The 21946-nt window shown below is 72.7% G+C and carries 21 protein-coding genes and 1 riboswitch; of the genes, 11 read left to right on the top strand and 10 right to left on the bottom strand.

Annotated features, from left to right (window positions below; translation table 11 throughout):
- The first annotated feature begins 101 nt into the window (after positions 1-101).
- From AC0OO9_RS28765 to AC0OO9_RS28755, 3 genes are read left to right on the top strand one after another with little or no spacing between them, the layout of a single operon-like run.
- The gene (locus AC0OO9_RS28765) at positions 102-938 is read left to right on the top strand and encodes a CPBP family intramembrane glutamic endopeptidase (RefSeq protein ID WP_484513788.1); all 837 of its coding nucleotides are present in this window, start codon (positions 102-104) and stop codon (positions 936-938) included.
- Positions 935-2086, top strand: a complete 1152-nt coding sequence (locus AC0OO9_RS28760; protein ID WP_484513786.1) for a sensor histidine kinase — start codon at positions 935-937, stop codon at positions 2084-2086. The genes AC0OO9_RS28765 and AC0OO9_RS28760 overlap by 4 nt, the downstream gene beginning before the upstream one ends.
- Positions 2083-2742 (top strand): response regulator, encoded by a 660-nt coding sequence (locus AC0OO9_RS28755; protein ID WP_484513785.1) that lies wholly within the window; start codon positions 2083-2085, stop codon positions 2740-2742. Before AC0OO9_RS28760 ends, AC0OO9_RS28755 begins: the two co-directional genes overlap by 4 nt.
- 93 nt (positions 2743-2835) lie before the next feature.
- Here AC0OO9_RS28755 and AC0OO9_RS28750 read toward each other — a convergent pair whose 3' ends face one another.
- The 6 genes from AC0OO9_RS28750 to rpmB form a co-directional block, all read right to left on the bottom strand.
- On the bottom strand, positions 2836-3390 hold the full coding sequence (locus AC0OO9_RS28750; protein ID WP_484513784.1) for a DUF3558 family protein: 555 nt from the start codon (positions 3388-3390) through the stop codon (positions 2836-2838).
- A 31-nt stretch (positions 3391-3421) separates the two neighbouring features.
- Positions 3422-4027, bottom strand: a complete 606-nt coding sequence (locus AC0OO9_RS28745; protein ID WP_484513783.1) for a hypothetical protein — start codon at positions 4025-4027, stop codon at positions 3422-3424.
- Between the two features lie 50 nt (positions 4028-4077).
- On the bottom strand, positions 4078-6747 hold the full coding sequence (locus tag AC0OO9_RS28740) for an ATP-binding protein (RefSeq protein WP_484513781.1): 2670 nt from the start codon (positions 6745-6747) through the stop codon (positions 4078-4080).
- 149 nt (positions 6748-6896) lie between these two features.
- Positions 6897-7202: a 30S ribosomal protein S14 gene (gene rpsN / locus AC0OO9_RS28735; RefSeq protein WP_484513779.1), complete on the bottom strand. Its 306-nt coding sequence runs from the start codon at positions 7200-7202 to the stop codon at positions 6897-6899.
- Positions 7202-7369, bottom strand: a complete 168-nt coding sequence (gene rpmG, locus AC0OO9_RS28730; RefSeq protein WP_013287204.1) for a 50S ribosomal protein L33 — start codon at positions 7367-7369, stop codon at positions 7202-7204. Before rpmG ends, rpsN begins: the two co-directional genes overlap by 1 nt.
- The gene (rpmB, locus tag AC0OO9_RS28725) at positions 7369-7605 is read right to left on the bottom strand and encodes a 50S ribosomal protein L28 (protein WP_484513776.1); all 237 of its coding nucleotides are present in this window, start codon (positions 7603-7605) and stop codon (positions 7369-7371) included. The genes rpmG and rpmB overlap by 1 nt, the downstream gene beginning before the upstream one ends.
- A 230-nt stretch (positions 7606-7835) precedes the next feature.
- Here rpmB and AC0OO9_RS28720 point away from each other — a divergent pair, with 230 nt between their 5' ends.
- The 4 genes from AC0OO9_RS28720 to AC0OO9_RS28705 all read left to right on the top strand — a co-directional run bounded on the left by AC0OO9_RS28720 (position 7836) and on the right by AC0OO9_RS28705 (position 12230).
- On the top strand, positions 7836-9131 hold the full coding sequence (locus AC0OO9_RS28720; RefSeq protein WP_484513774.1) for a CobW family GTP-binding protein: 1296 nt from the start codon (positions 7836-7838) through the stop codon (positions 9129-9131).
- 293 nt (positions 9132-9424) lie between these two features.
- Positions 9425-10435, top strand: a complete 1011-nt coding sequence (locus tag AC0OO9_RS28715; RefSeq protein ID WP_484513773.1) for a FecCD family ABC transporter permease — start codon at positions 9425-9427, stop codon at positions 10433-10435.
- The gene (locus AC0OO9_RS28710) at positions 10435-11229 is read left to right on the top strand and encodes an ABC transporter ATP-binding protein (protein ID WP_484513771.1); all 795 of its coding nucleotides are present in this window, start codon (positions 10435-10437) and stop codon (positions 11227-11229) included. The genes AC0OO9_RS28715 and AC0OO9_RS28710 overlap by 1 nt, the downstream gene beginning before the upstream one ends.
- Before the next feature lie 50 nt (positions 11230-11279).
- Positions 11280-12230, top strand: a complete 951-nt coding sequence (locus AC0OO9_RS28705; RefSeq protein WP_484513769.1) for an ABC transporter substrate-binding protein — start codon at positions 11280-11282, stop codon at positions 12228-12230.
- A gap of 352 nt (positions 12231-12582) precedes the next feature.
- Here AC0OO9_RS28705 and AC0OO9_RS28700 read toward each other — a convergent pair whose 3' ends face one another.
- The 3 genes from AC0OO9_RS28700 to AC0OO9_RS28690 are packed head-to-tail and all read right to left on the bottom strand — an operon-like array spanning position 12583 to position 15149.
- Positions 12583-13617: a pyridoxal-phosphate dependent enzyme gene (locus tag AC0OO9_RS28700; protein ID WP_484513768.1), complete on the bottom strand. Its 1035-nt coding sequence runs from the start codon at positions 13615-13617 to the stop codon at positions 12583-12585.
- Positions 13618-13635: 18 nt separating this feature from the next.
- Positions 13636-14436 carry a Rossmann-like domain-containing protein gene (locus tag AC0OO9_RS28695; RefSeq protein WP_484513767.1) on the bottom strand — a complete coding sequence of 267 codons (801 nt, stop codon included), beginning with the start codon at positions 14434-14436 and terminating at the stop codon, positions 13636-13638.
- Entirely contained in the window at positions 14433-15149 is a 717-nt protein-coding gene (locus tag AC0OO9_RS28690; RefSeq protein WP_484513766.1) for a class I SAM-dependent methyltransferase, read from the bottom strand. The genes AC0OO9_RS28695 and AC0OO9_RS28690 overlap by 4 nt, the downstream gene beginning before the upstream one ends.
- Positions 15150-15418: 269 nt before the next feature.
- Between AC0OO9_RS28690 and AC0OO9_RS28685 the strand changes: the two genes are divergently transcribed.
- From AC0OO9_RS28685 to AC0OO9_RS28675, 3 genes are all read left to right on the top strand, one after another.
- Complete coding sequence (locus AC0OO9_RS28685) at positions 15419-16642, top strand: MFS transporter (protein ID WP_484513765.1); 1224 nt, start codon at positions 15419-15421, stop codon at positions 16640-16642.
- Positions 16643-16823: 181 nt separating this feature from the next.
- A complete protein-coding gene (locus AC0OO9_RS28680; RefSeq protein WP_484513763.1) occupies positions 16824-19259 on the top strand; it encodes a molybdopterin oxidoreductase family protein in 2436 nt (811 codons plus the stop codon).
- A gap of 3 nt (positions 19260-19262) precedes the next feature.
- On the top strand, positions 19263-19721 hold the full coding sequence (locus AC0OO9_RS28675) for a ferritin family protein (RefSeq protein ID WP_484513762.1): 459 nt from the start codon (positions 19263-19265) through the stop codon (positions 19719-19721).
- 182 nt (positions 19722-19903) lie between these two features.
- On the opposite strand, the gene AC0OO9_RS28670 is transcribed toward AC0OO9_RS28675, so the two are convergent.
- Positions 19904-20797, bottom strand: a complete 894-nt coding sequence (locus AC0OO9_RS28670) for an SGNH/GDSL hydrolase family protein (RefSeq protein WP_484513760.1) — start codon at positions 20795-20797, stop codon at positions 19904-19906.
- 197 nt (positions 20798-20994) lie between these two features.
- Between AC0OO9_RS28670 and AC0OO9_RS28665 the strand changes: the two genes are divergently transcribed.
- Positions 20995-21711 carry a hypothetical protein gene (locus AC0OO9_RS28665; protein WP_484513758.1) on the top strand — a complete coding sequence of 239 codons (717 nt, stop codon included), beginning with the start codon at positions 20995-20997 and terminating at the stop codon, positions 21709-21711.
- A gap of 67 nt (positions 21712-21778) precedes the next feature.
- Positions 21779-21902: riboswitch (cobalamin riboswitch) on the top strand.
- Positions 21903-21946 lie beyond the last annotated feature (44 nt).

Raw genomic sequence — 21946 nt, 5'->3', positions numbered from 1 at the left:
TACCCGCAAGTGTCCACCGCACGGGGACGATTGCGGCGGCGGAACTCCATAGGTTTCTTCGTGTCCGCGACGCTCCGGTCCCGGTCTGCGAAGGAGTCATCATGCGCTTCGTCAAACAGCTTCTCGCCGTCGCCGCCGTCGCCCTCGTCGGCGGGCAGAGCGTCGCCGCCGTCGAGGGCAGCTTCCTCCTCACCTTGGTGATCGGCGCTGTGACGGCGGTGCTGGGCGTGGTCGTCTACCGGTGGGTCGTGCGGCGCACCGAGCGCCGTGAGCCGACCGAGCTCGGCCAGGACGGTTGGGACGGGAAGCTGGTCCGCGGGGCGCTCATCGGCTTCGCCATGTTCGCTGCCGTCATCGCCAACATCGCGTTACTCGGCGGTTACCACGTCGAGGGCTGGGGTTCACCGACGCGAGCGCTGGGTCTGCTCGGGCTCATGGCGGCCATCGCGGTCACCGAGGAGCTGCTGTTCCGGGGGGTGCTGTTCCGGATCATCGAGGAGCGTACGGGCACCTGGATCGCCCTCGCCCTGACCGGCGTGGTGTTCGGCGCGATGCACCTGGTGAACCCGGAGGCCACCCTGTGGGGGGCGACCGCCATCGCCATCGAGGCCGGGTTCATGCTGGCCGCCTGTTACGCCGCCACCCGGAACCTGTGGGTCCCGATCGGCCTGCACTTCGGCTGGAATTTCGCCGCCGGCGGCATCTTCAGCGTCGTGGTCTCGGGCAACGGCGAGTCGAAGGGGCTGCTCGAAGCCTCGACGTCGGGGCCGGTCGCGCTCAGCGGCGGCGCTTTCGGGCCGGAGGGCAGCCTGTACGCGGTGCTGGCCGGCGTGGTGCTGACCGTGGTGTTCCTGTGGCTGGCCAAGCGCCGCGGGCACATCGTCCCGCGCCGCCACCGCACGGCGCAGGCCCCGGCAACCGCTAAAGTCACCCAGTGATCAAGCTCCGGAGGCTCCCGGATCTGTGGCAGCAGTGGCCGGTCACGGTCCGGGACCTCCCGTTCGCCCTGGCCCTCGCCCTCGCGGCGGTGGTCCCGGCCCTGGAGCGACAGGGTACGCAGCTCGGCGACCTCCCGGACCGCCCGTACGACGCGCTGACCGTCGGTGTCGTCGCCCTGGAGTGCCTGCCGCTGGCCGTACGCCGTCGGTGGCCGGCCGTCTGCCTCGCGCTGGTGTCGCTCGGCTTCGCGCTCGACCAGCTCCGCGGCTACCACACCGTCGCGGGTACGGGACTGGCCATCGCGCTCATCAGCGCCGGCGCCCACCTGGAACGGCGCCGCTGGGTCGTCGCGGGTCTCGCCTCGGCGGCGTACGTGCCCCTGGCGATCTCCCTCGACCGGCTCGGATCGGATGAGGGCGTCGCGGGGTTCACCACCTTCTACCTGTTGCTGGCGCTCGCGTGGGGCATCGGGGCGTGGCTGCGCCAGAACCGGGCCGCCGAAGCGGAACGCCGCCGCCATGTCGAGGAGACCACCCGCACCGCGGAGCGCACGCGCATCGCCCGGGAGTTGCACGACGTCGTCACCCACCACGTGACGGCGATGGTCGTGCAGGCCGAGGCGGCGCGCTACCTGACGGGCGCCCCGGACAAGCTGGACCAGGCCCTGACCGCGATCACCGGCACCGGCCGCCGGGCCATCGGCGACCTGCGGCAGCTGCTCGACCTGCTCAACCCGGATCACAGCGATCCGCGTACGCCGTCCGTCGGCGACCTGGACGCCCTCGTCGACCATTCCCGGCAGGCCGGGCAGCCGGTCGAGTTCGTCCGGGAGGGCACGTCGGTGGCGGCCACCGGCAGCACCGGCGAAACGGCGTACCGGGTGGTGCAGGAGGCGCTGACGAACGCGCTGAAGTATGCGCACGGCAGCCGGACCAAGGTTCGCGTTCACCACGGGAAAGGAGAGACGACCGTGGAGATCAGCACCGACGGCTCCGGGTCCGGCAGCGCGTCCCCGGGCGGCAGCGGACGCGGCCTCACCGGGCTCCGCGAGCGGGTCACCGCCCTCGGTGGCGACTTCAGCGCGGGCGCGCAGGCCGGCGGCGGCTTCCTCGTGCGGGCCCGGATCCCGGCTGGAAACCCGTCGTGACCGCTTCGGTCCGGGTGCTGGTCTGCGACGACCAGGAGCTGATCCGCGCCGGATTCGCGACGATCATCGACGCCCAGCCCGACATGGAGATCGTCGGCGAGTGCGGCGACGGGCGCGCGGCGGTCGACCTGGCCGTTCGGCTCCGGCCGGACGTGGTGGTGATGGACGTCCGGATGCCGGTGCTCGACGGCATCGAGGCGACCCGCCTGCTGGCCGGCGCCGGGGTCCCCGAGCCGGTGAAGGTCCTCGTGGTGACGACGTTCAACCTCGACGAGTACGTCTACGAGGCACTGCGTGCGGGCGCCAGCGGCTTCCTGCTCAAGGACGCCCCACCGGCGCAGCTGCTCCACGGCATCCGCACGGTGGCGGCGGGCGCCGCGCTGCTGGCCCCGGAGGTGACCCGGCAGTTGGTGGGCAGGTACGCGGCCCGCATCCGCCCGGCCGAGGGCGACCCGAACGGCGGCGCGCTGACCCCGCGCGAGCTGGAGGTGCTCCGGCTCATCGCGGAGGGCCTGTCCAACAGCGAGATCGCCGCGGCCCTGGTGATCAGCCAGGAGACGGTCAAGACGTACGTGTCCCGCATCCTCGCCAAGCTCGACCTACGCGACCGGGTGCAAGCCGTGGTGTACGCGTACCGCCGGGGCCTGGTGACCTGAGGGGGCCCGCTCCTCCTCGCGGTGTTCGTGCACACGAGCACCACGACGCCTGGCGTTCGTGGACGTGGCCGGCGGGCTGGCCGCGATCCGTCGTCAGAGGCGCGGGATGACGACCTTGGCGACCTGCTCGGCGTCGGCCAGGTTCTGCGCGTCGGAGCCGCCGCGGGAGTAGACGTCGATCTGCACGGCGCCGTGCAGGACGTAGAGGTGCCCGGAGTGCCAGTACGCCTTCTCGCCGACCCCGTCCACCGGCCTGGCAGCGGCGACGGTGACGTCGAAGTCCGCGGCGGTGGTGCGGCTCAGGAAGATCGCGAGCTGGCCGTGGTCCTGCTGCCACTGGCAGAAGCGGGTGACGTCGCCGGCATCGCCGCCGTCCTCGTCGTTCCGGGTGACCTCGCGGCCGGTCAGGTCGACCACCTCGGCCTCGGTGAGCAGGGTGCAGGGGTCGGGGATGCCGCCGGCTCCCCGCACCGCACCCGGGTCGCCGTCCGCGGTCCCCTCCGGCGTCGGGGAGGCGGCCTCGGCGGGCGGTGCGAGCGTGGCGTCCGCGGTCGGTGATTCGCCGGCGGTGGTGGATCCGGTGAGGTCGCAGCCCGCGGTGAGGCAGACGGCGACGAGGGCGGCCAGGGTGACGGAGCGGTGCTTCACGAGGTCTCCTCGCAGGGGGACGGGATGCGGGTCAGTTGGTGCCGAGGCCCTTGTCGAGCACCTTGGCCGAGGCGGTGACGGTCGCGGACCGCACGGGCCCGCCACCGACCGTGTAGAGCGCGTAGGTGTGCGTTTCGGTGCTGCCGACGTCGCCGGTGCAGGAGAAGAGGAACTCCTGCGAGCCTTCGAGATCCACCGGGCCGTACGTGCCCGGCGTGTTCGTCGGATCGTCCACGGACAGGGCCCCGCCGGTGGCGCCGGTGATCTTCCACTCGATCACCAGGGGCACGGGGTCGGCGCGGAAGACGGCGGTGCCCTCGGCGCACTTCGGCTGCCGGGCGACGCGCAGGTGGACGATTCGCGGGCCGGCGACCACAGTGGTGGCCGGGTGCGACGGCTTCCCCGTGGTCGGCTTCCCGTCGGCGGGCTCCGTGGTGGCCGGCCGCGTCGGCGCCGGTTCCGTACCGGCTGGCGACGGCGGCCGTGCCGAATGCGCCGTGGCGGTCGCGGCGGACGGGCCAACGGATGTCACCGCGTCGGCGTCGCTGTCCCGAGTGGTCGGCCCGGTCGTCGCGCACCCCGACATCGTCGCGGCGATGAGCAGGGAGATGGCCGCTGGCCTGGTAGGTCGGATCACGTCGGAAGGATGGACGGTGGCGCCAAAGGAAACCCAAAGGCCGTGCCGGTTCAGCCGGCGAGCAGCGCCGCCACCGCCTCCGCCAGCGTCGTCGCGTCCGCCTCCCGGTAGGCGCGCGCCACCTCCGCCGGCCCGAGCCGGGCCCGGGCCTCGGCCTCCGCCCGGTCGCGGTCGGCGATCTCGTCCGGGGTGAAGCTCGGGGCGCCCAGCGCGGAGCGTTCCCGCTCGGCGAGCGCGAGCAGCCGCAACCCGCCCGCCGCGTCACCGTCGCGGACGTCGAGCTGCGCCAGCCCCTCGACGGCGTCCAGCTGCCCCTCGGCGATGCCCAGCTCGGTGTAGATCGCCAGGGCCTCCCGCATCGCCGATCGCGCGGGGGTGGGCCGGCCGCGGCGCCGGTCGATGGTGGACAGATTCGTCAGCGCGGCCGCCTCCCCGCGCCGGTCGTTGAGAGCGCGGAACCCCGCCAGCGCGCGGTGGAACAGCTCCTCCGCCTCGCTGAGGCGGCCGATGCAGCGCAGCGTGCCCGCGGTGTTGTTGGACGCCGCCGCGACCATCCGGGCGTCGGACTGGTCCTCGGCGATCCGCAGCGCCTCGTAGCCGAACGCGAGCGATGCCGGGTAGTCCTCCTGCGCCTGAGCGGTGATCAGCAGATTGTTCAGCGCCGCGACCATGCCGGTCCGGTCGCCGAGCTCGCGGAACGTGGTCAGGCCCTGCTCGCCCAGCCGGCGGGCCGCCGGCAGGTCACCGGAGTTGCGGGCCAGCGCCGCGGCGGCCCGCAACGCCCGGGCGCGCAGGGCGGACGGTGCCGGCGGGGCGGCGGCCAGCGCGCGGTCGAGCCAGGCCCGGCCCTCGGCCATCCGGCCGGCGACCCACCAGTACCACCACATCGCCGCGGCGATGCCCAGCCCTTTCGTGGGGTCGCCGTCGCGCAGCGTCCAGTCGAGCGCGGCCACGATCGTGTCGTGGTCGGCGCCGATGCCGGCCAGCCACTCGGTGTGCGCCGGGCCGTCCAGCGGCGGCGGCGACGCGAGCCGGCGCTCCCAGCCGGAGACCAGCCTGCCGTACGCCTCGGCGCGCTCGACCGGGTCGAGTCGTTCGCGGGCGTACTCGCGGATGGTCTCGATCAGGCGGTAGCGGCCCTGCCCGAACTCCACCATGGACCGGTCGACCAGTTGGGTCAGCGGGTCGAGCGGGTCCCCGCCGGCCACCTCGGCCGCGCCCGCCAGGTCGAAGCCGCCGGCGAACACGCCGAGCTGCCGCAGCAGTTTCTGCTGCGGCTCGTCGAGCAGGTCGTAGCCCCAGTCGATGGCCGCTCGCATGGTCCGGTGCCGGGGCACCGGCGACGTGCCGGTCAGCAGGTCGAGGCGCCGGTCGAGGCGCGACATGATCTCGGAGAGCGGCACCGCGCGCAGCCGGGCGGCGGCCAGCTCGATGGCGAGCGGCAGTCCGTCGAGCCGGCGGCACAGCTCGGCGGCCACGGGTTGCTCGGCCGGGGCCAGTCCGGCGCCACCGCGCGCCGCGGCCACCCGGTCGGCGAGCAGCCGCATCGCGTCCGTGCGTGGATCGGTCGCGCCGGGGGGCGGCGTGGCGAGCCCGCCCAGCGTGAGGATCACCTCCCCACTGAGGCCGAGCTGCTCCCGGCTGGTCGCCACCAGTCGCAGGCCGGGGCAGGCGGCGAGCAGCGCGTGGGCGAGTGCCGCCGCGTCCGCCCGGACGTGCTCGCAGTTGTCCAGCACCACCAGGACGCGGCCGGTCAGCTGCCGGACGACCGTGTCGCGCACCGCCACGCCGGGCTCCTCGCGGATGCCGGTGGCCGCGGCGAGCCGGGCGTCGAGCGGGCCGTCGCGGTGCTCGGCCAGCTCGACGACGTGCACCGCGTCGTGGTCCTCGGCCACCTCGCGTGCCAGCTCCAGGCTGAGCCGGGTCTTGCCGGCGCCGCCCGGTCCGACGATGGTCAGCAGCCGGGCGGCGCCGAGCAGGTCGATCGCCCGGTCCAGTTCGAAGCGGCGGCCGACGAACCGGTTGCGCCGCGCGGGCACCCCGGGCGCCGGCCGGTCGAGGGTGGGGTCCCGCCGGCGTACGGCGGCGGCCAGCGCGCCGAGTTCCGGGCCGGGGCGGGCGCCCAGCTCGCCGAGGGCGGCGGTGACATCGTCGTACGCGGTCAGCGCGTCGCCGGCCCGGCCGGACCGGTACAGCGCGAGCATCAACTGCCGGACGAGCACCTCGGCGGTGGGCTGTTCGGCGACCCAACCGGCCAGTTCGGTGGCCGCCGCGACGTGCCGGCCTCCCGCCAGTGCCCGCCGCGCCCAGTCGAGCAGGGCCGTGAGCCGCAGCTCGGCGAGCCGGGCGGCCGCCGCTGCCACGGAGTGTCCGGCCCGCACCCCGTCGTACGCGTCGCCACGCCACAGCCCGAGCGCCCCCGTCTGCTCGAACTCGGCGGCGTCGAGGGTGGCGTCGGTCAGGTCGAGCCGATAGCCGCCGGAGGTGGTGCGCAACCGGTCGCCCACCACCTTGCGAAGCGCCGAGGCGTGCATCTGCAACGTCGCCATGGCCGTCGACGGGACGCCCGCCGGCCACAGCTCGGCCAGCAGTCGTTCGTTCGTGACCGACCGGCCACCCGCGGCGAGCAGCACGGCGAGCAGTGCCCGTGGTTTCGGCGCCAGGGCCGCCTCGCCGTCCGGCGTGCACACCCGCACCGGGCCCAGTACCTCGAACCGCACGCGCACCTCCGCCTCGTGTCTGGCGCAATCCTGGCGCGCCGGTCAAGCTTCCCGCAGATCGGCCAGGAGTGTAGGCCGGCGCTGCGCCCGCAGGCTGATGCGACCGAGCGCCACCGCGCCTCCCCCGTCGCGGGCGGGGCGCGGTGCCGTCACCACGACGCCTTGCGCACCCCGGGCAGCTCACCGCGCAGGGCCAGCTCACGGAACCGCACCCGGGACAGTCCGAACCGGGACAGCACGCCGCGCGGGCGGCCGTCGATCTGGTCGCGGGAGCGCAGTCGTACGGGGCTGGAGTCCCGGGGCAGGCGGTTGAGTCGACGTGCCGCGTCGGCTCGTACGTCCGGGTCGGTGTCCGGGTGGGCGACCGCCCGCTTCAGCTCGTCCCGCGCCTCGGCGTGCCGGGCGACGAGGGTCTCGCGGCGCGCCTGCCGACGGCCGAGGCTCTTGCGGGCCATCAGCGTGCCTCGCGGAACTCGACGTGCCGGCGTACGACCGGGTCGTACTTGCGCAGCACCAGCCGGTCCGGGTCGTTGCGGCGGTTCTTGCGGGTCACGTACGTGTAGCCGGTGCCGGCGGTGCTGCGCAGCCGGACGATCGGGCGTACGTCGGTCTGCCGGGCCATCAGAGCCGCACTCCCCGGCCGCGCAGCTCGGCGACCACGCGCTCGATGCCCTTGCGGTCGACGGTCTTCAGTGCCTTGGCCGTCAGGGTCAGGCCGATCCACCGTCGCTCCGACGGCAGCCAGTAGCGGTGGTTCTGCAGGTTCGGGTTCCAGCGGCGGCGGGTGCGCCGGTGGGAGTGGGACACGGCGTTGCCGAAACTCGGACGCGTGCCGGTGACGTCACAACGTCTGGACACAGTGATCGCTCCTTGCTCAGGTGATGCAGGGCAATGACAACGGTTTTCATTTCTACATCATCCGTCCGGTCGGATCCGCGCCGGGGCGAGACCCGACGCGACGGCCGGCACCGACGGGGATCACCGTCACCCGACAGCCGCGCGATCAGCCCGGACCGGGGCGCGACTCGCGTCAGCGACCGCCGTCTGCATAGAATGACAATCGTTTTCATTAAGCCGAGAGGAACATGATGACGTCGTCCCCGCAGGCCCCGATCCGCGTCGAGACAGCCGACGCCGGTAACCGCCCGTCGCTGACCGTGCTGTCCGGGTTCTGGCCGGCGGCGACCTTCGCCGTCGCCCGCACGCTGCTCGCCGCCGACCCGTCGCTGCTGCTGGTGCGACACGACCTCGCCGGCATTCGCGACGGCGTCGTCCGCCGGGTGGTCCGCACCGGCACCGGCATCGTCGAGGACGAGCGGATCGCCCTGGCGCACGGCTGCGCCTCCTGCACGCTGCGGGAGGACGTGCTGCCCACCCTCGCTCGGCTCACCCGGGACAACCCCGGCCAGGACCTGGTGCTGATGCTGCCCGAGGTGGTGGAACCCGAGGCGGTCGCCGCCGCCTGCGCCCACCACCTCGTCGACGGCACACCGGTCACCGACCTCATCCAGGTCGACTCCTACGTCACCGTCCTCGACGCCGAGCACCTGCTCGACGGCCTGGCCAGCACCGACGACCTCGCCACGCTCGGCATCCAGGCCGCCGAGGACGACCACCGCGGTCTCGCCGACGTCGTGGTCCGGCAGATCGAGTACGCCGACACCCTGGTGCTCTGGGGGCGGTCCCGGGAGGGAGAGTTCGACACCGGCAGGATCGCGGTCCTGCTCCAGCGGATGGCGCCGTGGGCGGCGCACTTCCGGGTCGACGGCGATCTCGTCGACGCCGACGCGCTCACCCGCCAACTGCGCCACACCCACCGGCACCGGCCGGAGACCCCCGGCGTCCTCACCCGGGGCCTACAGGGCTTCGCGCTGGGCACGCACGAGCCGGAGGCCGACTGCGGGGTCGTCTCCGCCGTCTTCCGCGCCCGTCGCCCGTTCCACCCGCGGCGGCTGCACGACGTCCTGGAGGACGTGAACGCCGACGTGCTCCGCTCCCGGGGCCACCTCTGGCTGGCCAGCCAACCCGACACCGTCGTGGCCTGGGAGTTCGCCGGCGGCGGCCTGGCGATGGGATCCCTCGGGCACTGGCTGGTGAGCCTGCCCGAACCCGGCTGGGAGCACGTCTGCGATCAGCGCCGGCTCGCCGCCGCCCTGGAGTGGGACCCCTACTACGGCGACCGGCACCAGCACTTGGTCTTCATCGGCCTCGACGTCGATCCCGTCGAGCTGCACCGTGCCCTCGCCGAGTGCCTGTTGACCGACGCCGAACTCGCCGACGGCGAGGAGGTCTGGCGGACCTACCACGACCCGTTCGCCGGCTGCTTCCCCCTCGGCGGGGCGGAGCTGACCGGCACCGACACCGAAGGAGCACGACGTGCATGAAGCCAGAGATCCACCCCCGGCACCGACCCGTCGTCCACCGCGACAAGGGCGCCGACCTCGCCTCCTGACTGCCGCCGGCCCCCGGCCCCGTCGGGTCGCCGAGTCGTCGGGGGCACGGCCCCGGCGGTACGGGTTCAACGCCCAGGTCACGTGCCACGATACGCATTTGACAATGGATTTCGTTACCGGGAGAGTGATTCGGCGTGACGCCCTCCACGACCGTCGACCTCGTGGTCGACCCGGACGCCCCTGCCGCCGGCGCCCCTCGTCCGTCACCGCGAACGGGTGGCACGGTGGCCGCTCTGCTGGTCCTGCTGGCCGTCTCGCTCGTGGTGGTGATCGGCCTCGGACCGGTCGCCATCCCGCCCGGCGAGACGGCCCGGTACCTCTGGGCCGCGCTCACCGGCGGCCGCATCCACGCCGACGAGGTGACCACGTACCAGATCATCTGGCAGATCCGCACGCCACGGGTGTTGCTCGCGGCGATCGTCGGGGCGGGCCTGTCCGCGGTCGGTGTGGCGATCCAGTCCCTGGTGCGCAACGCCCTGGCCGATCCGTACGTGCTCGGGGTCTCCTCCGGCGCCTCGGTCGGCGCCGTCTCGGTCACGGTCGCCGGCGGACTCGGCGCGCTCGGCATCTACGCGGTCTCCGCCGGCGCCTTCCTCGGCGCGATGGCCGCCGCGGCGCTGGTCTACCTGGCCGCGTACAGCCGCACCGGCATCACGCCTCTGCGCCTCGTGCTGACCGGCGTGGTCATGTCGTTCGGCTTCCAGGCGCTGATGGCGGTGATCATCTATTTCACACCGGACAGCGAGGCGACCGCCACCATGCTGTTCTGGTCCATGGGCAGCTTCGGCGCCGCGACCTGGGGCGGCCTGCCGGTGGCCGCGGCCACCGTCCTCGTCGGAGGGGTCGTCCTGCACCGGCACAGCCGCACCCTCGACGTGCTGACCTTCGGCGACGAGGCGTCCCTCAGCCTGGGCGTCGACACGACCCGGGTACGTCGGCGACTGTTCGTCGTCACCTCACTGGTCACCGGTGCGATGGTGGCGGTCAGCGGAGCGGTCGCGTTCGTCGGCCTGGTGTTGCCGCACCTGGTCCGGATCGTGGTCGGCGCCTCGCACCACCGGGTGCTGGTCGTCGCGCCGCTGGCCGGTGCCGTGTTCATGGTCTGGGTCGACCTGGTCTCCCGCACCCTGGTGGCTCCCCGGGAGCTGCCACTGGGCGTGATCACCGCTCTGATCGGCGTACCGGTGTTCCTCGCGCTGATGCGCCGTCGTGGCTACCTGTTCGGCGGCCGGTGATGGACCTTCGACTCGACGGCGTCACGGTGGAGATCGACGGGAACGTCATCGTCCGGGACCTGTCGCTCGACGTGCCGGACGGGCGGATCGTCGGACTGATCGGACCGAACGGGTCCGGCAAGTCGACTGCGTTGCGCTGCGTCTACCGGGCGCTGCGGCCGAGCCGCGGCGTGGTGTGGCTCGGCTCCGACGACCTGTCCACCCTGAAGCTACGCCGCAGCGCCAGGTCGGTCGCCGCGCTCACCCAGGACGGCGGTACGGACCTCGACTTCACCGTTGCCGAGACGGTGGCTCTCGGTCGTGCCCCGCACCTGCGCGGCAACCAGCCGCTCAGCGAGCGGGAGCGAGGCCTGTGTCGATGGGCCATGGCACAGCTCGACGTGCTGCACCTGGCCGACCGGGGGATGCTCGCGCTGTCGGGCGGTGAGCGGCAACGGGTGTTCGTCGCCCGCGCCCTCGTGCAGGAGCCGCAGATCCTGGTGCTCGACGAGCCGACCAACCACCTGGACGTCCGGCACCAGATCGAACTGCTGTCCCTGCTGCGCGGCTCAGGGCTCACCGTCCTCGTCGTGCTGCACGACCTGAACCTCGCCGCAGCGGCCTGCGACCGGCTCGGCGTGCTGTCCGGAGGCCGGCTCGTCGCCACCGGAACTCCCGCCGAGGTCCTGACCGCCGATCTGGTCCGCGAGGTGTTCGGCGTCGCGGTCAGCGTCGTGGCGCACCCGCTGACCGGTCATCCACAACTGCTCCACTCCCTGGAATCAGCACAATCTTCGAAAGGAATCCGCAGATGAACGGGACCGTCTCCCGACGGCGAACCGCAGTCCGTACCGCATTGGCGTCGTTGACCGCCACGGCGCTGCTCGCCGGCTGTGGTGCCGAGGTCGAGCCGAGCGGAAGCGGGGTGCAGAAGGTCACCGTCAACCGGTGCGGCGAACCGGTGGAATACACCACCCCGCGACGCGCCGTCGTCTACGAGGGCGGTAGCGCCGACAAGATGTTCGCCCTCGGCCTCACCGAGCACGTCCACGGGTACGTGATGCCACCGGCCAATCCGCCGGTGACCGAGTCCCCCTGGGCCGCCGAGTACGCCAAGGTGAAGTTCCTCAGCGATGACCTGCTCAACCGGGAACTCCTGGTGGAGGCCAAGGCCGACTTCGTCGTCGCCGGCTGGAACTCCGGGCTCAGCGACAAGCGCGGCACCTCTCCGGAGATCCTCGACGGGCTGGGCATCCAGAGCTTCATGCACGCCGAGTCCTGCTTCAACTATCCGAACCATCCCGAGCGGCACGCCCCGTTCGACGGCCTCTACACCGACCTGGAGCGACTCGGCCAGATCTTCGGTGTGCAACAGCGGGCTGCCGCCGTGGTGGCCGACATGAAGCGACGGGTCGAGGCGGTCAGGGCTCAGGCCCCGAGCACCCGGACCCCGGTGTTCCTCTACGACTCGGGCACCGACCAGCCGTTCACGGCCGGCCGGCAGGTGCCGCCGAACGACATCATCTCCTTCGCGGGTGGCCGGAACATCTTCGCCGACCTCGACGGCCGTTGGACGCAGGTCGGCTGGGAGGCGGTCGTCCAGGCCCGACCGGAGGTGATCATCATTCTCGACTACCAGGATCAACCGGCCGCGCAGAAGATCAGGTTCCTCAAGACCTCGCCCAAGACGAAGAATCTGCCAGCGGTGGTCAACGACCGCTTCTTCGTCCTCGACTACAACGAGGGCATCAGCAGCCCTCGCAACGTCGACGGGCTGGAGAAGTTCGCCGCGCACCTGCGGGACCTGCGGTCCTGACCGTGGATCCCGCAGATCAGCGCACGTGACGCGGACCGGCTCGCGGTCCGGCTAAAGGCGGTGGTGGCCCGCGCCGACCGGCGGGGGCCTCCCTCCGTCGCCGCCATCGTCCGGGCCGAGCGGCCGAATCCACGATGGCTGACCGCGCGAGAGCCTGGCCTGCGGAGAGCAGGCCAGGCTCTCGCGCTCGGGCGCGCTGGCTGGATGGTGTCAGGCCGTGCCTGTCTCCCCCACCCCGGCCGGCCCGCACGTGAGTTCCCCGGCCGTCCGACCGATCGAGCTTGTCGCTGGCCAGGCGGGCCGGCACCTACGGGCCGTCCGGCCCCACGGTGTCGCCCGGTGCCGTGGCCCCTCAGGATGCGGATTGCAGGGCCGGGTCGGTTGCTGCGGCCGTGGGGGCCGGGGCGGCGTTCCAGTTCATGCGCGACCACGGCAGCTTCATGTCGGCCAGTTCGGTGATCTGGCGGGGTTGCAGGTCGCATGCGGGGAGGGCCTGGGCGTGTCGGGTGTAGGCGGCGTCGACGTAGCGGTGGCCGGTGTCGGGGGCCAGTAGTACGACGTGCCGCCGGGAGTCCGCACGTCGCTCGAAGCATGCGGCCAGGTAGGCGGCGCCCGTCGACAGGCCGGCGAAGACGGCGTGTTCGCGTAGCAGGGCGATACTGCCGGCCAGTGCGGCGTCGAAGCCGATCCAGTGCAGGGTGTCGTAGAGGGTGTGGCGGACGTTGGCGAAGGGGATGGCACTGCCGATGCCCGCGATGATGATCTCGGGGTCGCGGACGTGGTCGCTGCCGAAGGTGACGCTGTCGAACGGCTGGACGCCGACGAGGGACACGTCGAGGGTGGCATCGCGTAGGTAGGTGGCCAGGGCACCGGTCGAGGCCCCGGTGCCGACGCCACCGACGATCGTCAGGGGCTGCCCGTCGAGTTCCCGTCGGATCAGTGTGGCGATCGGGCGGTAGCCCAGGTAGTGGATGTCGTCGTGGTACTGGCGCATCCAGTGGTGGCGCGGCTTCGCGCGCAGGATCTCCTGGACCCGCGCGACCCGGCGGTCCTGGTCCAGCTTCAGGTTGGCGGTCGGCGGCATGGGTTCCACGGTGGCGCCGAGGATCTCCAGCTGGGTGCGCAGCGTGATGTCGACGGTGGTGGATGCGACGATGTGGCAGCGCAGGCCGTGGCGGTGACAGGCCAGCGCCAGCGCGTGGGCGTAGATGCCGCTGGAGCTGTCCACGAGGGTGTCCCCGGCTGTGATCACTCCCCGGTGCAGCAGATGGCGTACCGCGGCGAGGGCGGACGCCATCTTCATGGTCTCGAAGCGCACGCAGGTGGTGCGGTCGTCCAGGCGGATCAGGGCCGGCCTGCTGAGTGTCTCGCTGATGTGCTCGTCCACGTCTTCCCCTCGGGGTGGTCAGGACTGGGCCTGGTACCGGTACAGCACGGTCCGCTCGGCGCTGAACTGTGAGAACGGGAACGGCTCCGCCGACAGTGCGGTGACGCCTGCGCCGAGGAAGTGTCGGGCCACCGCGCTGGCGGTCTGGGCGTAGACGATCAGCGGGACGTCCCGGTCGTGACAGGTGCGCAGGATCTCGTCGAAGGTGCCGTTGCCGATGGTCATACCGGTGGCGACGACGGCGTCGGCGACGTGGAGGACATCGCGCATGTCAGGGGTGACGGGGTCACCCCACTGGGTGGTGCGCAGGGTGAGGTCGCAGGGCAGGCACTCGGCGCCGCGTGCACGGATGGCGGCCACGAGCGGGTTGACCACGCCGATCAGCGCGACCTTCGCGCCGGGCGCGACGTCGAGGAGTCCGGCGACCGCGGCGTCGCGCGCCCGCGCCCGCGTCTCCGGGGTGCCGGCGGGCAGCACGACGGGCTCGGCGTCGGAGTCCCGGTGCGGACGGACGTGGGCCAGGTACGCGTCGAGGGTCGCCACCCGCACCTCGGGCGGTGCGTCGGTGAGCAGGTGGGCAACGGGCGCGCCGGAGTACTCCAGGCACACGGTCGGGTCCACGTCGCCGGCGGCGAAGGCGCACGCGCCGATGGCGGTGCCGACGCGGGCGAGCACGTACTGGTTGCGGTAGGTGGTGTTCCCGCCGGCGAGGCGGGTGCCGTGGTGCACCCAGAAGACGCTGGTGGCCACGAGGGATGCGGGGTCGGGGCCGTGCTGGCCGTCGAGGACCGCCGTCACCAGGCCGGTCAGGGCCGTCATCGCTGGTTGCGGGTGAGTAGGAACAGGAACGTGACGACGCCGTCGTGCCAGTCGTGGCGGTGCTGGATCGTCGTGGCGAAGCCGCGCCCGATGGCATGGCCGATGATGGTGTGCAGGTCGGCGGTGTTGGACAGGATCAGGAACACCTCGCCGTGTGCGGCCAGCAGATCGCGGTCGACGAGCTGGTCGAGGAATCTGGTGACCAGGGACGCGCCGACGCAGACGTTGCGCACGACATCGGGGTCGTCGCTGACCGGCTGGCTGACGGCGGGCGGGTTGAAGGTCACGACGTCGAGCCGGGTGCCGTCGGGCAGCGCGTCGAACAGGTCGGACACCAGCGGGACGAAGCGGGTGTCGGGTCGTTCGCCGACGTGGGTGCGGTAGTGCCGTGCGGTGGCCCGCACGCTGGCGGGGTGTACGTCGAGCGCGTAGGCGGTGTGCGCGCCCCGTAGCCCGGCCGCTACGGCTTCGACGCCGACGCCGACGCCCATCGCGGCGTAGACGCGGCCACGGGTCTCGATGTCGCCGTCGAGGAGCCGCTGGTGCAGCATTCGGCTGGTCCCACCGGGGCGGAACACGCCGGGCGGCAGGTCGAACGTCATGCCGTTCCAGGCGTAGTCGCGGTGGTTGTGCAGGTCGGCTCCGGGCTGGTTGATGGCGACGACGTGGTCGGCGGGCAGTACCGGTGGCAGGTCGGCCAGGCTGATGTTCATGGTCCTCCCTCGGGTCAGCGGGTGGGCTGCGGTCGGTGCGGCGTGCTGGAGAACGTCGGTCGTCGGCGGCAGCGGTCGACCGCCGCGCCGCGCGCCGGGGCCGCTGGTGTCGCACCGCCGCCCGGGGCGGCGCCGGCAGTCGGGGCCACGGCGTCGAACGCCCGACCGGGCCGGGTGGGACGTGACATGGACACCTCCGGGACGAGACGAACCGCGACCGTTACTATAATGACAATCATTGTCAGGTCAAGGCCGAGGAATCGATGCGCATGCTTGACGACACCGTGCAGACCCGCCCGGAGCCGCACTCGATGTTGCGGAGCACGTCCTTCGTCCGGCTGTGGGCGGGTACGACGGCCTCGGGCATGGCCACGTGGGCCCTGCCGTTCATCCTCGGGTTGGCGGTGCTCGACCGATCGCTGACCGCCATCGAACTGGGCGTGCTGCTGGCCGTACGGACCGTGGGTTTCCTCGTCGCCGTCCCGATCGGCGGCGTGCTCGCCGACCGGCACTCGCGTCGGCGGGTGGTGCTGTGGTCGGGCCTGCTGGGCGCCCTCGCCGCCCCGGTGATGGTGTTCGGCATGGGCCGGTCGCTCGCCCTGACGGCCGTGGCGGCGACCGTGATGGGTGCGGGACAGGGCGCGTGCCGGCCCGCCTTCCAGGCGCTGACCGCCGAGGTGGTCCCCGAGCCGCGACGGCAGCAGGCCAACGCCGCCATCACCCTCGCCGTGCGGGTCACGACCCTCGTCGCCCCGAGCCTGACCGCGCTACTGGCCCTGGTCGTCTCCGTTCCGATGCTCCTGCTCGGCGTCGGCGGCCTGTGGCTGGCGGCCGCCCTGGTCCCACCCGCCGGGACCGGCCGACCCGACACGCCCGTCGCCAGGCCCGGAATCCTGGCCGAGTTCGCCGACGGCGTGCGCGAGGCACGCCGTCACCCCTGGTTCCTCGCGGGCCTGGCCGCGCTGACCGCGGTCATCGCCACCGGATACTCGGCCACCGGAGTGGTCCTGCCACTGGTCAGCCGTGACCGCTACGGCACCGAGGCCGTGCTTGCCGCCGCCATGACCGCGTACACCCTCGGCGCGCTCGCCGGTGCCGTGGTGATCGGGCGGTGGCGCCCGCCGGCACAGGGCTGGACCGCCCTGGCCGGGCTCGCCCTGTACGGGCTCGTACCGCTCAGCCTGCTCCTGCCGGTGCATCCCGTGCTGGTCGTCTCCGCCTACGTGCTCGCCGGACTCGGCATCGAACTGTTCAACGTCCCCTGGTTCACCGCCACGCAGCGCGAGGTCGAGCCGACGAAGCTCGCCCGGGTGTCCTCGCTGGACTTCCTCCTGTCCTACGGACTCGCGCCTGTCGGTCTGGCGCTCATCGCTCCCGCGATCGATCGTTTCGGGGCGGTCGGCATCCTCGCCGGGTGTGCCGTGGTGTGCTTCGCCGCGCCCGCCGCCGCGGCGCTGGTGCCTTCCTCCCGTCGGTTCACCGTGCGGCCATGATCGCCGACCGCGGGGACGACCTACCGAGGCGGCCGGCACGGACACCCCGAACCGGTGGCTGTCGGTCCGCTTCGGCATGCCGGTCCGGGGTATCGCCACATACTGGAGGGCCGGGTCGGGGCGACGACCTGCGGTGACGGCGGGACAGGTGTGACGACCGGGATTCGGAGGGGAGCGCGTCGTGGTGGACCGGATCGCCGACCCGTGGGGTGAACGGACCCCGTACGGGCCGGGGCAGGAGTGGCCGGTGCGGGTGGACCGGTTCCTCGACGGTGACCTGGCCGAGGCGGACGTGGACCGGTGGGTGCAGTCGGCGTCGGTGCTGCACTCCAACGGCGACGCGCTGGACATCGCGGTCGCCGACGGCCGGATAGTCGGGGTGCGGGGCCGCGCGGTGGACCGGATCAACCGGGGCCGGCTCGACCCCAAGGACCTGTACGGCTGGCAGGCCAACCACAGCCCCGACCGGCTGACCCGGCCGCTGGTGCGCGAGGGCGGCCGGCTCGTCGAGACGGACTGGGACACCGCGATGGGCCGGATCGTGGCCCGGTCGAAGGAACTGCTCGACGGCCCGGGCGGGTGGGGACACTTCGGCTTCTACACCACCGGCCAGCTGTTCCTGGAGGAGTACTACACGCTGGGCGTGATCGGGAAGGCCGGGCTGGGCACCCCGCACATGGACGGCAACACCCGGCTCTGCACGGCCACCGCCGCCGCCGCGATGAAGGCGAGCTTCGGCACCGACGGGCAGCCCGGCTCGTACACCGACGTGGACCACTGCGACGCGATGGCCCTGTGGGGGCACAACGTCGCCGAGACCCAGACGGTGCTCTGGATGCGGATGCTGGACCGAAGGCACGGCCCCAACCCGCCGGCGATGCTGGCGGTCGACCCGCGCGCCACCCCGGTGGCGCGGGAGGCCGACCTGCACCTCGCCGTGCGCAGCGGCACGAACGTGGCCCTGATGAACGGCCTGCTCCGGGAGATCATCCGGCGCGGCTGGTACGACCGGGAGTACGTCGAGGCGCACACGCTCGGCTTCGAGGAGCTGCGCCGGATCGTCGACGGCTACCCGCCCCGGCGGGTCGCCGACATCTGCGACGTGCCGGCCGCCGACGTGGAGCGCGCCGCCGAGCTGCTCGGCGCATCCCAGCGGCTGCTGTCGACGGTGTTGCAGGGCTTCTACCAGTCCAACCAGGCCACCGCCGCCGCCTGCGGCGTCAACAACCTGCACCTGATCCGGGGCATGATCGGCCGGCCCGGCGCCGGGATCTACCAGATGAACGGCCAGCCCACCGCGCAGAACACCCGGGAGACCGGCGCCGACGGGGACCTGCCGGGCCTGCGCAACTGGGAGAACACCGCGCACATCGAGGAGCTGGCCCGGCTCTGGAACGTCGACGTCGACGTCATCCCGCACTGGGCGCCCCCGACGCACGCCATGCAGATCTTCCGGTACGCCGAGCAGGGCTCGATCAAGCTGCTCTGGATCAGCGCCACAAACCCGGCGGTGTCCCTGCCCGACCTGTCGCGCGTCCGGCGCGTCCTGGCGAAGCCGGAACTGTTCGTGGTGGTGCAGGACCTGTTCCTGACCGAGACCGCCGAACTGGCCGACGTGGTGCTGCCCGGTGCCACCTGGGGCGAGAAGACCGGCACGTTCACCAGCGTCGACCGCACCGTGCACATCTCCGACAAGGCCGTCGACCCACCGGGCGAGGCGCGCCCCGACCTGGACATCTTCCTCGACTACGCCCGGCGGATGGACTTCCGGGACCGCGACGGGCGACCGCTGATCCGGTGGACCGGGCCGGAGGAGGTGTTCGAGGCGTGGAAGGAGTGCTCGCGGGGGCGGCCCTGCGACTACACCGGCATCACCTACGCCAAGCTGCGCGGCGGCTCCGGCGTCCAGTGGCCCTGCACCGACGAGCACCCCGACGGCACCGAACGCCTCTACACCGACGGGCACTTCCACACCGACCCCGACCACTGCGAGACGTACGGCCACGACCTCGCCACCGGCGCCGAGTTCACCGAGCCGGAGTACCGCGCCAAGGAGCCGGGCGGGCGGGCGTTCCTGCACACCGTCGACTACCAGCCCTCCCCCGAGGTGCCCGACGACGAACACCCCATGCTGCTGACCACCGGCCGCACCGTCTACCAGTTCCACACCCGCACCAAGACCGGCCGGGCCCCACAACTCGACCGGGCCGCGCCGGACGTGTGGGTGGAGCTCAACCCGGCCGACGCGGCCCGGCTCGGCATCGCCGAGGGCGACCTGGTCGGGGTCGCCTCGGCGCGCGGCGGCATCCAGGCCCGCGCCCGCCTCTGCGGCATCCGCCCCGGCGTGGTGTTCCTGCCGTTCCACTACGGCTACTTCGACCAGGACCCGCACGAGCGCACACCCCGCGCCGCCAACGAGCTGACCGTCACCGCCTGGGATCCGGTCTCCAAGCAGCCCCTCTTCAAGGTGGCCGCCGTCGCGGTCGAGAAGCTCGCCGACGGTGGCGGCGTACCCTCACCGGCGCCGACGGTCGGCGGCAGCAAGCCGCCCCCGGACGCCGGCATCCCCCCGACCGCGGGTGGACCGGCGGCGCAGGCCACCAGCGGGAAGGAGTGACCCGTGCATCTCGCCCACTACCTCGGCCTGCTGCACCGCGCCCAGGTCAACCTCGCCGACGCGTTCCGGCAGGTCGCCGACGCGCACGCCGAGGAACCCGACATCCGACACCTGTGTGAGCGACAGGCGAAGCGCTGCGACGCGCACGCCGAAGGCCTGCAACCGTTCGCCGCCCGCTACGCCGAGGACGCCCCGACCGAACCCGACCGGCTGCACTCGCAGCTGTTCACCGGTACCCGCACCGGCGGCATCGGCCTGCTGCGTGACCTGCAGGACCTCTACCTGATGGCCGCCGAGTGCGACATCGCCTGGACCGTCGTCGGCCAGGCCGCCCACGGCGCGCGCGACGAGGACCTGCTCGCGCTCGTACGGCGCTGCGAGGGTGAGACGGCCATCCAGCTCAAGTGGCTGCGCACCCGGATGAAGGCCGCCGCGCCCCAGGCGCTCGTCGTCGCCGACTGACCGCCGCCGACGCGCCTCCAGATCGCGCCCCCCGCGCCCGATCGGCGGGGCCGTCACGGGGCAGTAGGTGGCGATGGACGAACAGGTGATGGTGTTCTCCCGGCACCGGCCACCCGTGACGCCGCCGGATGGGCGGTGGGGCGGGTGGCCGGTGCTCGTCGGGTCAGATCGGGAGCCGTCGGTCAGCTGTTCAGCCTGGCCAGCAGCGCGTTGGCCATGCCCTGCTCGCCCCTGGCGTTCGGGTGGAAGGGGGCGGCGGCGTTCTGCGGGACCAGCCCTTCGACCCAGCGGGTGCCGCTGCTCTTGCACGTGTCGCGGCCGACCGACGGGGTGTAGACGTCGGCGTAGGTGGCGTTGTTCGCGGCGGCGGTGCTGGCGAGCATCCCGTTCAGGGACTTGTGGACGCTGCGCAGGTACGGCACGTCCTGGTAGGCGATCGGGACCACCGGCCAGCAGCCGTAGCCGCTGTCCGGCACGATCGCCGGGTAGCCGAGCACCACGACCCGGGCGCCCGGCGCGGCACGGTGGACGGCCTGCAGCACGGCGGTCACCTTCGGCGCCGTGGCGGCGATCCTGGCCTGCAACTGGTCGACGCCACCGGCGGTGTACCGGTTCTTGCACGGAGAACCGAGCGGGCTGCTCAGGCTCGCCTCGGCGCAGTCGGTGATGATGCCGGAGAAGCCGATGTCGTTGCCGCCGATCTGCACGGTGACCAGCGTCGTGTCCGGAGTGATCGCGCTGAGCTGCGGCGGCAACGAGATGCCCAGTGCGCCGCTGCCGCCGACGAGGATGTCCTCGGTGGTGGCGCCGGAGCAGCTCACGTCGGCGAACGCCGACGAGCCGACGGAGGTGGCGACCAGCGACGGGTAGTTGCGGCTGGAGCGCAGGCAGTTCAGGTCGACCTGGGTGGGGATCAGCGGGCCGGAGGTGTACGAGTCACCCAGGGCGACGTAGCGCCCGGTGGGCGCGGCGGCGTTGGCCGGTGCGGCGAGGGTGAGCAGCACACCGGCGGTGGCCGCGGCGAACGCGGCCAGCCGGCTGGCGGCCCGGAGGAACGGCAGGCGGGGACGGGTCATGGCATCTCCCAGCGGGGATCATGGTGGGTGCCGTGATTCTGTCCGCGCCGTCGTCGCACGTCAATATCGACGTCCTTTGTTGCCGCAGGCCGCCGGGCGGAACGCGGCGGCGACTCGGCGACCCCCTTCCGCGCGCGGGAAGGCCCGACGCACTAGCATTGCCGCAGTCCGGGACGGCTCTGCTGAAACGAGGCGAAATGCGTTGGCTCCAGCGACTGCTGGGCGGCGGGCGGGTCCAGCTCGACCCGGAACGGCAGCAGGCTCTGCTCCGCGACGTCCAGCACCGGTACGGCGCCCACGCGCAGCTCCGGTTCCCCGAGCAGGTCCAGGCCGTCGCTGGGATGCTCAACGGCGACGACGACGGCGTGGTGGTGGCGGCCCGGATCGTGAGCCAGGTCGCCGACGAGGCCTACGTGGACCTGCAGGCCCAGGCCCAGGACGTCCACCGACGAACGGGCCGCCGGCTCCTGGTGCACCGCCGCAACTACCGGCCGTTGTGGATGGAGGCCGGCCGGGCCCTGCGCTGGCCGCTGTTCGCGTTGCCGAGCGGCTTGCACCCGTACGCCCAGGTGGCCGCCGCCGTCGCGGTGCTCGGCGGCCAGGCGGACCGGCTCGACCAGGTGACCGACCCGAATCCTCTCGTGACCAACGTGTTCGAGGTGCTCGACCTCACCACCGCCGGCTGGGAGTACGGCCGGGTGCGGGTGGACACCGACGCCGCCGCCCTCGCCGACGGACTGATCACGAGCGCCGGACAGATCCTCGCTGCCATGGAAGACCCGCCCCGGCTGCCACCTCCGGTGCGTGAGCTCATGCGCCGCAACAACACCCTCGACGTGCACGATCCGGCCAGCCCTCGGGTGGTGGGCGGGTTCAACCCGGGCGCGAGGATGCGCGAGCAACTGCTGGCCTGAGGACGGACACGCGCGGCCGATCACACATTGACATCCGGCGTCCCTCCACTCCAGACTGGCGCCACAACTCAACCAACGCGCGTGCGTGCGGGGGAAGTCCGGTCGAAGTCCGGCGCTGGCCCGCAACGGTAGGCCGTCGAGATTCACCTCCGACGGCGAGCCCGAATACCCGACGTACGCGCAGAATCCGCTCCCCACCCGTCGTGGCCCACGGGTCGGAGTCCCGGTCGACCCC

The sequence above is a fragment of the Micromonospora sp. USAFONa4 genome (genome assembly GCF_057197825.1).
The sequence above is the reverse complement of the archived record's forward strand: the minus strand, read 5'-3'. Positions and strand labels throughout refer to the sequence as shown.

Coding starts and splice junctions, on each gene's coding strand:
- rpsN (WP_484513779.1), bottom strand. CDS start 7,202: ATGGCCCGCAAGAGCCTCGGCCGTCGGCAGGCGCGCCGCGAGACCCTC.
- AC0OO9_RS28670 (WP_484513760.1), bottom strand. CDS start 20,797: ATGACCCGTCCCCGCCTGCCGTTCCTCCGGGCCGCCAGCCGGCTGGCC.
- AC0OO9_RS28665 (WP_484513758.1), top strand. CDS start 20,995: ATGCGTTGGCTCCAGCGACTGCTGGGCGGCGGGCGGGTCCAGCTCGAC.
- AC0OO9_RS28685 (WP_484513765.1), top strand. CDS start 15,419: ATGCTTGACGACACCGTGCAGACCCGCCCGGAGCCGCACTCGATGTTG.
- AC0OO9_RS28690 (WP_484513766.1), bottom strand. CDS start 15,149: ATGAACATCAGCCTGGCCGACCTGCCACCGGTACTGCCCGCCGACCAC.
- AC0OO9_RS28710 (WP_484513771.1), top strand. CDS start 10,435: ATGGACCTTCGACTCGACGGCGTCACGGTGGAGATCGACGGGAACGTC.
- AC0OO9_RS28695 (WP_484513767.1), bottom strand. CDS start 14,436: ATGACGGCCCTGACCGGCCTGGTGACGGCGGTCCTCGACGGCCAGCAC.
- rpmG (WP_013287204.1), bottom strand. CDS start 7,369: ATGGCCCGGCAGACCGACGTACGCCCGATCGTCCGGCTGCGCAGCACC.
- AC0OO9_RS28765 (WP_484513788.1), top strand. CDS start 102: ATGCGCTTCGTCAAACAGCTTCTCGCCGTCGCCGCCGTCGCCCTCGTC.
- AC0OO9_RS28720 (WP_484513774.1), top strand. CDS start 7,836: ATGACGTCGTCCCCGCAGGCCCCGATCCGCGTCGAGACAGCCGACGCC.